This window comes from Olegusella sp., from assembly GCF_057238325.1.
The window spans coordinates 85,693-99,500 of record NZ_DBHHGF010000009.1 but is presented as its reverse complement, the minus strand read 5'-3'; the positions used below and the strand labels follow the sequence as shown (position 1 = coordinate 99,500).

Sequence of the window (13,808 nt, the reverse complement as noted above, 5' to 3'; positions counted from 1 at the left end):
TTGCGCTTGTCTAGTTCATCTCGTACGGCTTTTCTGACTACGAAATAGAGGGCTATAAGGGTAATTACCAATAAAATAAGAGGTACAAGAAAGTACCCTAGTATGACTATTAGCTCTGCCGAACCTATCATGGCTTTTCCTTAACAAGATATAAGTTACGTTCAAACAGTTATCACCAGTCGGCCCAAATTCGCTGTGAAGTCTAAGAGCGTGGGCAAAAACTGGTGATGCTGTCTTAATGCTTGTTTGAGTCTATGAATATACATAGATATCCTCTGTATAGATATTTTGTGAAATATTCCTATACCTTGCGGAAAATGTCAAACGCGCATGGACGTCCTCATAAACCAAGGCACGTTGCGTTGCTTGTGTACGCTTGGCGCAAACTTGGCTGCAGACTGCTGCAAGCTTGGCAGGATTGTGGGCATCTCTTGAACTTTTGCATCTTATGCAGCGAAAGTGACCTCTTGTGCAGTGCGAGAATTTGACAAGTAACTTCTTCAGGAACAATCGAATTCCCGAATCTGATTGTTTAGAAGAAGGAGAACCCTATGGATGCGTATGGTGCCAGCTCGAGTCTTGTTGTGGCTGAGGACGTTGTTGAGTCTGTAGATAAGAGAAGTCCTCTCTTACCTCCAATGGCTCCACCAGAGTTATCTCGAAGCGATATTGTGCTCATCGTGGGCGAGCCAGGGCTTATGAAAACTCAACTTGCAAAGCGTCTGATTCAGCGTCGATCTTCAGATGCTCCTCAACCTTTACTTGCCTTTCTCAAAGCCAATTCTCACGAACTTGCTAATAGACTTGAAAGCACGCTCTGCAAAGCTAGGACTACAGCCCGCAAGCAGAAAGATCAGTTAGTCTGCGTACTATTTGATGATTTCCCTGCCCTTGATGAAGAGACGATTGATAAGGCCGCAGAGCTTATACGGGCTGCTGCCGTAGAGGGAGTCACCATACTGATAACACTTTGTCCAGAAGCAGAGCAGCTCTGCGAGGAGCTTCCAGAAGCGTATGTGCTTGCTGGTCGTGAATTGCTTTACCGCATGCCACTACAACTTAGTGATTTAGCGCGGCGAGCTTGGAGTATGACTAACGGCATTCCATTGCTTGCACGTGCGCTTGCGCATGGGGTGGATTTGTATGCTCCACGCTACCTTGAATCGCTTCAGCGCATCGTCATGATGTCCTTGCGCAACGGAATACCTCTATCAGAGTTACGCATTCGCTATGCGATGATGCTGCTTGGCTCAGGTAATTTTGAGCAACTTCGCCAAATACTTCCAACAGCCGACGATGAAACCCTTGCTTGGATGCAGGCGGAAGCTCCTTTCTTTCAAGTCAATGTTTATACGGGCACATTTTGTTGCGCGGGAATTGACGATATTTCACTTTTTCGACTTTGCTTTCCGAGTCTGCGGCAGTATGCAGGACTTTATGCTGACGTTGTTGAGCGGGTTTTTAGTGTGTTGTGTCGAAGTCGCAACTTTGTGCGTGCTGGCATCTGCGGTGCTCTGCTTCCCACGACAGATAGCCGGAGCAAGCTGCTTATGCCTTGGGGAGCTGAGCTTTGTGCAGCAGGGGCATTGGGTGTTATCAAAGACTGTCTTGCAGCAGCTCGACAACTTTATATGAAAGAAGAAGTGGGCTACTTGGAAAGTGCTGCTGCATATGCCTTGATTGAGCAAAAGCAGATTATAGCTCGTCAAGCCTTTGCTGCAGTATTAGACCAACAGAAAGCAAAGCAAGCAAAACTGCAGTTTTGTAGCAATTCAGCGCTGCTGTTGCGTATGCTTGCGCAGGGCCGTAGTCTTGCTATGGGAGATAAGCTTGTAGGCATACATGAAAAAGCAGCAAAAGTGTATCCAGAGTTGTTGTTGCATCTAGAGCTGAGACAGCTGCTTTTTGAGGGTCAGTTTCATCGGGTTCTTGCGCGCTTTACCGAAGAGTCAGCGCAGCCAAATTGCAAGAGTCTGGTTGAGATGTTGCTGATTAATGATTTGCTACTTGCGACTGCTTTTGGTGGTGAGTCCGTAGGAGACGAGCTTAAAGCGCTGCTTGTCAAGGTGGAACAAACACTAGCCCATAGCAGATCCCAACGCTTGATGGACTACCAACTGGCGGTAAGTGAGTTGGTGGCGATTGCTGGTGGCTCTTGTAGCTCAGGTCGTTTAGAGCGTGCAGCAGCACGAGCGGAGAGTATGGGCGATCGTATGCTGCGAGCGGTGTTTTCTCTAGCTTTGGCACTTAGTGAGTTGAGGTGTGGCAATCTGTCGAGCGCGCACGTAAGAGCGCAACGGGCAGTTGATCTAGCACAGCCATGTGAGTTTGACTATATAGATAGCTGCGCGAGACTGGTTGAGGCTGTTATTGCGGCGCTCGCTGGAGACGCGGAGCCACTGCGCTGCATGGCAGAAAAGAAAGATGAGAAAAGCATTCCTCACGACCTCGCTCGTCTATTACTTTCGTTTGGCGCTGACGTTATAGCGGATGGTAGTTTTCATATTGAGTCTTCTTGCCCACAGGATGAAAAGACACATAAGATTGAGTTGCAGGTGCTCAGTTGGGGCAAATTGCAAAGTGATGCGTTGTGGCTAGTCAGTTGGCTTATCAACGGTTGTGCAGAGATCTCCCAACTTTGTAGACTCAAGATGCCTAGACACTGGATTGCGGCGCTGCCGCCACTCTCAGCTTCTACTCAAAAAACAATTTCTGTTGCAGCCACACGCCATAGTACTACCCCTCCTGCCCGGACAGATAGTTCTCACTTATCGCAAGGCTCGCACACCGCTGAGCAGCCACACTACCACGTTGTTATCAATCTATTGGGTGGACTCTCTGTTAGTGTTGATGGCCATCCCATTGAGATGCGAAAGTTTAATCGGCGTCAGTCAAAAGTGTTGCTTGCCCTGCTTGCGGCAAAAGAGAATCATCGTATGCGTCGTATAGAACTGGCAAATCAAATTTGGCCTGATGCAACTCTAGAGGTGGGCATACAAAGGCTCTACGAGGCTATATCTGGTGCACGCAAGGCAATGGAGTCGCGTTATCGCGGCTTTGAACCCTTTTTGACAAATAAGGCGGATGGCACCGTAGCACTTAACCCCGAGGTGGTTATTTGTGATATCGATCGTTTTGTAGAAGCAGTTCATAGTTGTGCGGTAAATGATGGGATTGCAGATGAGGTAATCAATGCAGCCTGTGAAGCTCGTGACCTTTATCTAGGTGATATGGACGTGACAACCATAAACCCTGAGCCTTGGCTTAGCTTGCGAGCAGAAAATCTTTGTTCGATGTTTGTTGCCACAATGGTTACTGGTTCTCGTACAGCACTTCTTCAGGGGAAATTGCAACTTGCCATACAGTTTGCGCGTAGTGCCGTCTCGGTGCAGCGTGACCGCGAAGATGCTGTTACGGTGCTTATTGAAGCTCTTGCAGCAGCGGGCCGTTCGGGAGATGCGCGCGATGCTTATCTGCGTTTCTGCAGCAGGGTTGTTGGCTCAACAGGACTACCGCCTTCTCGCGAACTCAGGCGACTTGTTGCCGATCTCATACCAGAGCCCAAGCAGTCCTCCCATAACCATATTGCTCGTGAAGATGACATAGGGGCATGATTTGAAACACAAAATAGTCAAATTAATGTCATAAGAACGAAGAAATTGCGTGATGAAAGCGCTTATTTGATGGGAACGCGCGTTTGTGGGTCGCATAGGTGTCCAAGACGCGATACCTTAGTGCTCGTTTGAGAAATTGGATGACCCTAGGGTCTCGGGCTTACGAAAGGCGCGTATGCCAAACTTCTTCTCCAGTCTCCTCAGCCGCGGAGCCAATAAGCAGCTTCGCGAGCTCGAGAAAATCGCTGCGCTCGTGAATGATCGCGAGTCAACATATCAAGCAATGGACGACTCTGAGCTCAAGTCCCAAACAGCGCTCTTTAAGGAGCGTATTGAGCAGGGCGAGAGTCTCGATGATTTGCTCCCTGATGCCTTTGCGGTTGTGCGTGAGGCGTCTAAACGTTCGATGGGTATGCGTCATTTTGACGTGCAAATCATCGGTGGTATTGCCTTGCATCGAGGCATGATTGCCGAAATGAAGACAGGTGAGGGTAAGACGCTTGTCTCTACGCTGGCAGGCTACCTGAATGCACTTGCAGGCAATGGAGTCCACATTGTTACCGTTAACGACTATCTAGCAAAGCGAGACTCCGAATGGATGGGTCGTGTGTATCGCTATCTAGGTATGAATGTGGGCTTGTTGCAAAATGGCATGTTGCCCGCGCTCAAGAAGCCTGCTTATAACGCTGATGTTACCTATGGTACCAACTCTGAGTTTGGCTTTGACTACCTACGTGACAATATGGTGATGCGTGCTGACCAGCGGGTCCAACGCGGTCATCATTTTGCCATTGTCGATGAGGTTGACTCCATCCTCATTGATGAGGCGCGCACGCCTCTTATTATCTCGGGCGCAGGTACCAAGTCAGCCAATACCTATAAGGATTTTGCTCGCGCTGTTCGCGGCCTGATTCGTGGTGAAGAAGCACCAGCTGATCCTCTGACAGGTGAAAAGCCCGAGCCTACGGGCGACTATGTCATGGATGAAGCAAAGCGCACTATTACTGTGACCGATCGTGGTCTTAAAAAGGTTGAGCGCGCACTGGGTATCGATGATATTTATGCTGATATGTCTGGTCAGCTGGTCAATCATTTGCAGCAGGCACTCAAGGCGCAGTATATGTTCCATCGCGACAAGGACTATGTCGTGATGGATGGTGAGGTCAAGATTGTTGACGAATTCACGGGCCGTATCATGGAAGGCCGTCGTTGGTCCGAAGGCTTGCATCAGGCAGTTGAGGCCAAGGAAGGCGTTGCTGTCCGCGAGGAAAACCAAACCATCGCAACCATTACCCTGCAGAACTATTTCCGCCTATACGAGAAGCTCTCGGGTATGACAGGTACGGCTGTTACAGAAGATACTGAGTTTCGCGAGATTTACAAGCTGCCCGTTCAGGCTATTCCACCCAACAAACCTGTCATCCGTAAAGATCACGACGATCTGATTTATCAGACAGTCAATGCAAAGTTTGATGCGGTAGCCGATGAGGTTGAGGAGCGTCATGCTCATGGCCAGCCCTGTCTGGTGGGTACGGTTTCTATCGAGAGTTCCGAGCGTTTGTCTCGTACGTTGAGTAAACGTGGCATTCGTCATGAGGTTCTTAACGCAAAATTCCATGAGCGCGAGGCACAGATTGTTGCCCAAGCTGGTCGCGAAGGTGCTGTCACCATTGCTACCAATATGGCAGGTCGTGGTACAGACATTTTGCTCGGCGGCAACCCCGAAGAGATGGCCAAGGAATCTCTGCGTGAGCAGGGCATTGATCCTGAAGAAGTGAGCGCCGAGCAGCTTGCTGCGGCCACCGCAGAAGCAAAGAAAGTTTGCGAGATTGAACGCGAGCACGTACTTGCAGCAGGCGGCCTTTGCGTTATCGGTACCGAGCGTCATGAGAGCCGTCGTATCGACAACCAGCTCCGCGGCCGTGCTGGTCGTCAGGGTGATCCTGGTGAGACGCAGTTCTACCTCTCACTTGAAGATGATCTAATGCGCCTCTTTGGCGGCAACCGCATGGATCAGATTTCTGCTTTGATGACCAAGGCGGACTTGCCTCCCAGTACACCCATTCAACATCGTATGGTGTCCAAGGCGGTTGAGGGTGCCCAGCGCAAGGTTGAGGAAGTCAATTACGCAATGCGCAAGAACGTCCTTGACTACGACGACGTTATGAACAAGCAGCGCCAAGTCATCTACGAGGAGCGCAATAAGATTCTGGATGGCAAAGACTTGGTTGCTCATGTCAATGAGGTTACTGAGAGCACGGTCAATAGGGTGGTAGCAGAGCTTTGTCCTGCTGATGCTGAACCCGAAACCTGGGATCTAGGCGGTCTACGCTCTTGGATTGAACAATTAACGGGCCGTGAGGATACGCCGGTAACTGATGGCGAGCTTGACATTGATGAGCTTGAGGAAAAAGTTTGCGCTTTTGTGAGTGATTGCTATCAGCGTAAAGCGGATACCCTTGGTGACGAGGTGCTCAAAGCGCTCTCTATGCAAGTTATGCTGCGCGTAATTGATACTCGCTGGATGGGCTATCTGCAAGACATGGATTACCTCAGGACTGGCATTGGTTTGCGTGGCTATGGTCAGCGTGATCCGTTGGTGGAATATAAAAGCGAGGCCTATGCTGCTTTTACCGATCTGGTGAATACGATGTACGAGGACTTCCTTCGTACCATCCTGCGCCTACAGATTCGCCAGGCTCCCACCCAGCCCGTCGCGCAGCCTGCAGCCGAAGAACCCGAGACCTTGCGCGGTGCACATTTCTCTGGCCCTTCTGAGGTAGATGGAGATAATGGCAGCACAACAATGCGCCACGCTCGCCATTCTTCGTCAAATCCGCATGCAGATGCAAAGCCTGCCACCTATCGCAAAAGCGATGATCCCTACGCAGGCGTTGGTCGCAATGATCCTTGTCCCTGTGGCTCTGGTAAAAAATTCAAGAATTGCCACGGTAAGAACCGCTGACACAGCTAGTTGACTTTGTTGCAAGCCGGGTGTGGCGTCGACTCTGACGTCAAGCCCGGCTTGTTTGGCGCTGTGAAAGTTGGGGAGAGGGGCAAAAATGATAGATGCAGCTACGTTAAAAGAGCTTAAAAAACGCCTGGATGATATTGAGGGCTATCTGCATATAGATGAGAGACGCAAGCTTATTAGTGAGCTTGAAGAGCAGAGCGCAGTTCCTGGTTTTTGGGACGATGCAGATGCTGCCCGCCAGACCATGGAGCGTCTGACGCAGGCTAAGTCCGATGTCTCTGCTTTACAAGAAGCGCGAAGCCAACTTGACGATGCTGAAGCAGCGCTTGAACTGGGTAGTGAGTTGGAGGATGAAGAGACTCTTGCCGAGGCAGAGCAGCTCGCAGCAGACCTTGCCCACCAACTAGATGAGCTAGAGCTTGCTAGTTGGTTTAGTGATGAGAGAGATCATGGCGACGCTATCGTCTCTATTACCCCCGGCCAAGGCGGTCTTGAGGCGCAAGACTGGTGCCAGATGCTGCTGCATATGTACCTGCGCTATGGTGAGCGCAGGGGTTGGAAGATTACGGTTAACGACGCTCCTTCTGCCGACGTGATAGGCATCGATCACGCGACCTTTACCGTAAGCGGACATAACGCTTACGGGATGCTGCGTGCAGAGCATGGTGTGCACCGTCTGGTACGCATCTCTCCAACTGATGCAAAGAAACGTCGCCAGACTACCTTTGCAGGTGTTGAGGTGTTGCCTGTTTTGCCTGAGGATATTGAGTTTGAAATTGACCCCAACGATCTTCGTATTGATGTGTACCATTCATCGGGCCCTGGTGGTCAGGGAGTCAATACGACCGACTCAGCCGTGCGTATTACCCACCTCCCTACAGGGACGGTAGTTACCTGCCAAAACGAACGTAGTCAGATTCAAAATAAGGCAACTGCAATGGGTATTCTTCGCAGCCGTCTCTATGAGCTTGAACAAGCCAAGCGTGCAGCAGAACTTGATGAGCTGCGTGGTCCCAAGCGCGATATTTCTTTTGGGAATCAGATTCGCAATTATGTCTTGTATCCCTTCCAGCTGGTAAAAGATCCACGCACAGGAGTGGAGACGGGCAACGTAGAAGCAGTATTGGAAGATGGTGATTTGGATCGCTTTATTGTGGGTTACCACAGATGGGCGGTTGGGGGAGGCGAAACCTCATGAGTAGAGTAACAACACGGACTCCCGTGCCTGTAGCAAAGCTGCTAAAGGATGCAGCCTATATCTTTGTGGGATCGCTGATTTACGCCATCGGTATCGACTGTTTTGAAGTGCCTAATGGTCTTGCCGCAGGTGGTCTTACGGGCGTGGCAACAATTTTTTATGCGATCGCCAAGGACTATGGCATTCACTTGCCCGTGGGTATTCAAACTATCGCAATGAATGTGTTGCTTCTTATCTATGTGGAATTTCGCACGCATGACCGTAGCTATGTAGCTCGCTCGATTGCAGGTATTTTAATCTCGGGTATTCTTACGGACGCCCTGGCGCCTATTTTGCCCAACCTTGCGTCAAATGATTTGTTGCTTGCTTCACTTTGGGGCGGCGTGCTTGTAGGTGCAGGTATTGGCATTGTTTTTCTTTCGGGAGGAAATACCGGAGGCACAGATATTATTGTGCAGATGATCGCCAAACGTACTGGATCGCCTGTAGGCACTGTTGCCATTGCGGTTGATGGTGCCATTATTTTGGCATCGATCCCGGTTTTTTCGCTCAGCAATGCATTGTATGCAACGATTGCGTTGTACATTTCTGGTCAGCTGATGGACATGGTAGTCGATGGTCCGCGTACCGAGCGGGCAGCTTATATCATCTCTGAATACCACGATCGTATTGCCAATGAAATTATGTATAACCTTGGTCGTGGCTGTACCGAGTTGCAAGCACGTGGTGTTTGGAGTGGTACGAGCCGTCCGGTACTTTTGTGCGTTCTTGGTCGTAGTGAGACCATGCGTCTCAAAGATATTGTGGCGCACATTGATCCAGATGCGATTGTTATCATCTCCGAAGTGCACGAAGCATTTGGGCAGGGATTTGGCCGCATAGGGAATTAAGCCTCCCCTTTGCAGAAGCTGCGGGTCAAATGGCCTTCGATGAAGATACTATTGTGGTGCTTTGTAACCATCGCCAGAAATGCTGGCGATGGTAGTACATTTTTGTTTAGTTTTGTTTAGGCAAGATTCCTGTGAAAGGGGACCGCAATGAAGTTTTTCATCGATACCGCAGACCTAGACGAGATCCGTACTGCGGAAAGCTGGGGCGTCCTGTCTGGTGTTACCACCAATCCGAGTCTTTATGCTAAGACTGGTGGCAAGCTCGCTGATTTCCAGGATCACATGGTCAAAATTTGCGAGATTTGTGCCGGCCTTCCTGTTTCGGCAGAGTCTCAGGCAAAGACCACAGAGGACATGATTCGTGAGGGCCGTGAGCTTTCCGCTTTGGCTCCCAATATTGTGGTTAAGCTTCCCATCTGCGAGGAGTCTCTTCCTGCAACTCATGTGCTTGCCTCTGAAGGTGTTCGCATCAATATGACATTGGTGTTCTCACCCACGCAGGCTTTGCTCGCCGCTGCTGCTGGTGCTCGTTACATTTCGCCTTTTGTTGGCCGTTTTGACGATATTGCTGAGGATGGTATCGAGCAGCTGGCCAACGTTGTACAGGTTATCAACAACTACGATTGGTCTGGTAAAAACGTCGACAATCAGGTTGAGATTATTACTGCTTCCGTTCGTACTCCCAACCACATTACCCAGGCAGCCCTTCTTGGTGCCGACATTGCTACGGTGCCTTTTGGTGCCTTGAAGAAGGCTATCAAGCATCCTTTGACCGATCAGGGTCGTGCTAACTTTGACAAGGATTGGCAGAAGGTTTTGGATGCCCAGTAGAATTTGTACGCGCTTCTCTTACGAAGGGATGTGTCCTGAAATGGACAATATCGAGCTCAAGAGGCGTGCAAACGAGATTCGCAAAGGTATCCTGACAGGCGTTCATGCCGCAAAGTCGGGGCACCCTGGTGGATCTCTGTCTGCGACCGAGATTTTTACTTACCTTTACTTTGAAGAAATGCATGTTGACCCTGCAAATCCTGTAGATCCAAAGCATGATCGCTTGGTGTTGTCCAAAGGTCATTGTGCGCCGGGTCTATACGCTACGTTGGCAGAGAAGGGCTTTTTCCCTAAGGATTGGCTGTTGACTCTGCGTCATGTTGGCTCTCGCCTACAAGGTCATCCCAATATGAATGACACGCCAGGTATTGATATGTCGACAGGTTCGCTGGGGCAGGGCATCTCTGTGGCTGTAGGTATGGCTCTGTCTGCTCAGATGTTTGGCGATACCAATCGCGTGTATGCGCTGTTGGGTGACGGCGAAATTGAGGAGGGTCAGGTGTGGGAGGCTGCAATGCTCGCAGGCAACCACAAACTTGATAACCTCTGCGTTATTGTTGATAACAACAATCTGCAGATAGACGGACCTATCACTGAGGTCAATCCAGCTTATCCTATTGATGAAAAGTTCCGCGCATTCAACTTCCATGTAATTAATGTTGCTGATGGCAGTGACTTTGATCAGCTGCGAGCTGCCTTTACTGAGGCTCGTGAGATTCAGGGTATGCCCACCGCAATTATTTGCAAGACGGTCAAGGGCAAAGGCGTTTCCTTTATGGAAGACCAAGTGGGCTGGCATGGTAAGGCTCCCAATGATGAGCAGTACGCCGAGGCTATGGCTGAGCTGACGAAGGCAGGTGAGGAACTGTGAGCGATGTGCAAAAAATTGCTACCCGCGCAAGTTATGGCGCCGCTCTCGTAGAGCTTGGCAACGAACATGACGATCTTGTAGTTCTTGATGCTGACCTTGCAGCGGCTACTCAGACAGGGAAGTTCAAGGCGGCGCATCCCGAACGTTTTGTAGATGTGGGTATTGCTGAGGCCAACCTCATTGGTGTTGCCGCGGGCATTGCGACAACAGGGCGCGTACCTTTTGCAAGCACTTTTGCGATGTTTGCAGCTGGTCGTGCGTTTGAACAGATTCGCAACTCTGTGGGATACCCTCATCTCAACGTAAAAATCGGTGCTACGCATGCAGGCATTTCTGTTGGCGAAGATGGAGCTTCTCATCAATGTAATGAGGATATTGCCCTTATGCGCACCATTCCCGGCATGACAGTTGTATGTCCTGCCGACGATGTTGAAGCTCGTGCCTTGGTTAAGGCGGCCTACGAGTTTGTGGGTCCCATGTATATGCGCTTTGGACGTCTTGCAGCTCCTGTGATTCACGATGAGACAACTTATAAGTTTGAATTGGGTCGTGGAATTGTCGAGCGCAAAGGCACAGACGTTACCGTTGTGGCCACTGGACTGATGGTAGGCGAGGCTTTACAAGCGGCAGAGGAACTTGCCAAAGCAGGTATCGATGCCGAGGTTATTAATATTCACACTATCAAACCGCTTGATGAGGAACTCATCGTTTCTTCTGCAAGCAAAACAGGTAAGGTTGTTACGGTAGAAGAGCATTCTATTATTGGCGGTTTGGGTAGTGCGGTATGCGATGCTTTAGCAGAGAAGTGCCCCGTGCCTGTGCGTAAAATTGGCGTGAACGATACCTTTGGTGAGTCTGGCCCTGCTGTGGAACTGCTTGTCAAATATGGTCTAAGCGCCCAGAATATCGTTTCCCAAGTTACTGATTTTCTGAAATAGCTTTGTGTCAAATGTGATACGACAGCCTCCTTCGTATATGACGTGCGGAGGAGGTTTTTTTGTTGCTTTATGTCTTAGGGCCTTGCGAGATAGATGGTTCAAGTCTCGACAGTACATTTCCCAAATGGTTCATACTTCGCAGTCAGATGCAGTAAAAGGGCAGGTCATTTTTTCTCAAAGACCGAAGCATGAACCATCTGGGGAAGAAGAGACCGAAACATGAACCATCTGGGAAGACGTATGCACACGAGGCGGTCTGGGGAAACTTTCTTGGGGCTAAAGGCGAGGAAGAAGAACTACTGCGGTGGTAAATGATGCAGAACTACAAAAGAGCTATGTCGCATCCATATGGACAGATTGCTGTTTGCATGAATTACATGCATTTTTGGTAACATATATCAGTCTGTCCATGTCGCGAACAAAACAAAGGAGATCTTGTGGCTCAACACTTTCGCAGCTCAGAGCGACAGGGGATGACGGACCAAGATGTGACAGCTAACGACGAGAAGGTCGTGTCTGAAGTCACGGACCAGACTCCCGTCGAAGAGGTCACACCAGCCCCTGAGGCCGCTCCCGTAATGGATTCTGTTGCTACTGCTGATACTGGTGTCTTTACAAGCAGTGTGTCTGATGAAGAGGTGTCGGCAGCGTTCGATTCTCTCTCATCTGTATCGTCTCATGCAGCAGAGCCTGAAACTCCTGCCTATAATATGCCTGAGACTACTTCGGCAGTGGCTCCCGTAGCAGTTCCTCAGGTACCCGTTGTCTCGACTGTCGAGACTCCTGCCGCACCTGCTTATAGCGATGCCTTCATAGACTCGCCAGCGGTGCCAAGGAATGGTACGCCTACCATCTCGATGCGTGGCGTCACAATGGTCTACCCTGCCCAGCCTAATAAGCCCGCCCTCGAAGATGTGAGTGTCGATATCTATCCTGGCGAGTTTGTCTTTATTGTTGGACATTCTGGCTCAGGTAAATCCACCTTTATCCGCCTTTTGACCCGCGAGCTTCGCGCTACTCAGGGGCAGGTTTTGGTTGCAGGTCAGGATCTCACCAAGATGCGCAATAGCAAGGTGCCCTATCTGCGTCGTCAGTTGGGCTGTGTTTTCCAGGACTTTAAACTTCTGCCTGATAAGACTACCTACGAAAATGTTGCTTTTGCTCTTGAGTGTATCGGCAAGCCCAAGTCTGTCATTAAAGCTCAGGTGCCCGAGGTGCTCCGACTCGTTGGCCTAGGCGAAAAGATGGATAATTATCCCGATCAGCTTTCTGGTGGCGAGCAGCAACGTGTGGCTGTCGCCCGAGCCATGGTTAATCGTCCGCCGCTTTTGGTTTGCGATGAGCCCACGGGTAATCTTGACCCTGCAATTTCGCTGGGCATCATGAAATTGCTTGACCGTATTAACCGTGCTGGTACCACTGTCGTGATGGCCACTCATGACCGCGAGATGGTCGACTCTATGCGCAAGCGTGTTATCGCGCTTGAGGCAGGTCATGTTGTCCGCGACCAGGAGAGGGGAGGCTACGGTTACTATGTCTAACCTCGGCTATTCCATGCGTGAAGCGGTTAAACATTTCCGCCGCAATTTTGGTACCTGTTTAGGTGCCACTATTACTATCTTTTTATCCCTTTTTGTTATCGGCGCTTTTGTGTTGGGCAGCGCCCTTCTTACAGGTCTCGTTGGTAGCGTTGAGGATCGCGTGACCATTCAAGCTTTCCTGTCTGATGACGCAGTCAACAAAAATCTTGATGAGGTCAAGGCTCTGCAAGCAAAGATTGAGGGCTGGAAAGATGTTGAGCCTCCTGTTGTCTACAAAGACAAGGAGACCGCGCTCAAAGAGTATCGTGAGACCATGAGCAATCGCAACGCTGAAGAAGCAGTTGCTGCCCTAGATGGCATCAATCCTGTGCCCGCATCGCTCGTTATCAAGTTGGATGACCCCGAGGAGGTTAAAAAGGTTGCAGATCAGTTGGCGGCTGATCCTGATTTTGCCAAGCTATGCGATGATGCTAAAGATCCCTCAGCTTCTGTCTTATATGGTCGTGAGACCGTTGAGCGTCTCTTTAGTGTAACGCGTTATATCCGTGTCGCAACTATTGCGCTGGTTGTTCTACTTACCTTTGTCGCCTTTGTCTTTATTAACAACACCATCCGTTTGGCCATCTCTGCGCGTCGTCGTGAGATTGGTATCGAGCGTTTGGTTGGCGCTTCTAATAGCTTCATCCGTGGGCCTTTTGTTGCTGAAGCAGCGTTGGAAGCCTGTCTCGGTGCCGTCTTTGCCATTGTTGCTTTGCACTATGGCAAGGCAGCTCTGCTTCCTCGCCTGTCTGCAGCCATGTCCTTCCTATCTTTCAAAATTGCTCCAAGGATAGTGCTGAGTACCTATGGCGCGCTGTTGATTATGGGTGTGCTGCTTGGCTTGCTGGGTTCTGCAATTGCTATGAGGCGCTATCTTAGGGTTTAGTAGTCGGTTGTGATGTGTTGAGCATC

General features: G+C 50.0%; 9 protein-coding genes. All 9 read left to right on the top strand.

The genetic code is table 11. The features are described 5' to 3' along the window. Nucleotides 1–551 precede the first annotated feature (551 nt). The 9 genes from ACO5JD_RS07420 to ACO5JD_RS07380 all read left to right on the top strand — a co-directional run bounded on the left by ACO5JD_RS07420 (nt 552) and on the right by ACO5JD_RS07380 (nt 13,782). Entirely contained in the window at nt 552–3,614 is a 3,063-nt protein-coding gene (locus ACO5JD_RS07420; protein WP_484988823.1) for an AfsR/SARP family transcriptional regulator, read from the top strand. Between the two features lie 175 nt (nt 3,615–3,789). After that, nucleotides 3,790–6,579: a preprotein translocase subunit SecA gene (gene secA / locus ACO5JD_RS07415; RefSeq protein ID WP_484988821.1), complete on the top strand. Its 2,790-nt coding sequence runs from the start codon at nt 3,790–3,792 to the stop codon at nt 6,577–6,579. A 97-nt stretch (nt 6,580–6,676) separates the two neighbouring features. After that, on the top strand, nt 6,677–7,786 hold the full coding sequence (prfB, locus tag ACO5JD_RS07410) for a peptide chain release factor 2 (protein ID WP_484988819.1): 1,110 nt from the start codon (nt 6,677–6,679) through the stop codon (nt 7,784–7,786). Further along, entirely contained in the window at nt 7,783–8,676 is an 894-nt protein-coding gene (locus tag ACO5JD_RS07405) for a YitT family protein (protein WP_484988817.1), read from the top strand. Before prfB ends, ACO5JD_RS07405 begins: the two co-directional genes overlap by 4 nt. A 147-nt stretch (nt 8,677–8,823) precedes the next feature. Next, nucleotides 8,824–9,507 carry a transaldolase family protein gene (locus tag ACO5JD_RS07400; RefSeq protein WP_021626515.1) on the top strand — a complete coding sequence of 228 codons (684 nt, stop codon included), beginning with the start codon at nt 8,824–8,826 and terminating at the stop codon, nt 9,505–9,507. Nucleotides 9,508–9,547: 40 nt separating this feature from the next. Beyond that, on the top strand, nt 9,548–10,378 hold the full coding sequence (locus tag ACO5JD_RS07395) for a transketolase (protein WP_484988815.1): 831 nt from the start codon (nt 9,548–9,550) through the stop codon (nt 10,376–10,378). Continuing rightward, a complete protein-coding gene (locus ACO5JD_RS07390) occupies nt 10,375–11,316 on the top strand; it encodes a transketolase family protein (protein ID WP_021626513.1) in 942 nt (313 codons plus the stop codon). The genes ACO5JD_RS07395 and ACO5JD_RS07390 overlap by 4 nt, the downstream gene beginning before the upstream one ends. A 437-nt stretch (nt 11,317–11,753) precedes the next feature. Then, nucleotides 11,754–12,857, top strand: a complete 1,104-nt coding sequence (ftsE, locus tag ACO5JD_RS07385) for a cell division ATP-binding protein FtsE (RefSeq protein WP_035438758.1) — start codon at nt 11,754–11,756, stop codon at nt 12,855–12,857. Then, entirely contained in the window at nt 12,850–13,782 is a 933-nt protein-coding gene (locus ACO5JD_RS07380) for a permease-like cell division protein FtsX (protein ID WP_021626510.1), read from the top strand. Before ftsE ends, ACO5JD_RS07380 begins: the two co-directional genes overlap by 8 nt. Nucleotides 13,783–13,808 lie beyond the last annotated feature (26 nt).

Bases quoted from the DNA above. Each gene is read 5' to 3' on its own strand.
- ACO5JD_RS07400 (WP_021626515.1), top strand. From the start codon at position 8,824: ATGAAGTTTTTCATCGATACCGCAGACCTAGACGAGATCCGTACTGCG.
- ACO5JD_RS07380 (WP_021626510.1), top strand. From the start codon at position 12,850: ATGTCTAACCTCGGCTATTCCATGCGTGAAGCGGTTAAACATTTCCGC.
- secA (WP_484988821.1), top strand. From the start codon at position 3,790: ATGCCAAACTTCTTCTCCAGTCTCCTCAGCCGCGGAGCCAATAAGCAG.
- prfB (WP_484988819.1), top strand. From the start codon at position 6,677: ATGATAGATGCAGCTACGTTAAAAGAGCTTAAAAAACGCCTGGATGAT.
- ACO5JD_RS07395 (WP_484988815.1), top strand. From the start codon at position 9,548: ATGGACAATATCGAGCTCAAGAGGCGTGCAAACGAGATTCGCAAAGGT.
- ACO5JD_RS07420 (WP_484988823.1), top strand. From the start codon at position 552: ATGGATGCGTATGGTGCCAGCTCGAGTCTTGTTGTGGCTGAGGACGTT.
- ACO5JD_RS07405 (WP_484988817.1), top strand. From the start codon at position 7,783: ATGAGTAGAGTAACAACACGGACTCCCGTGCCTGTAGCAAAGCTGCTA.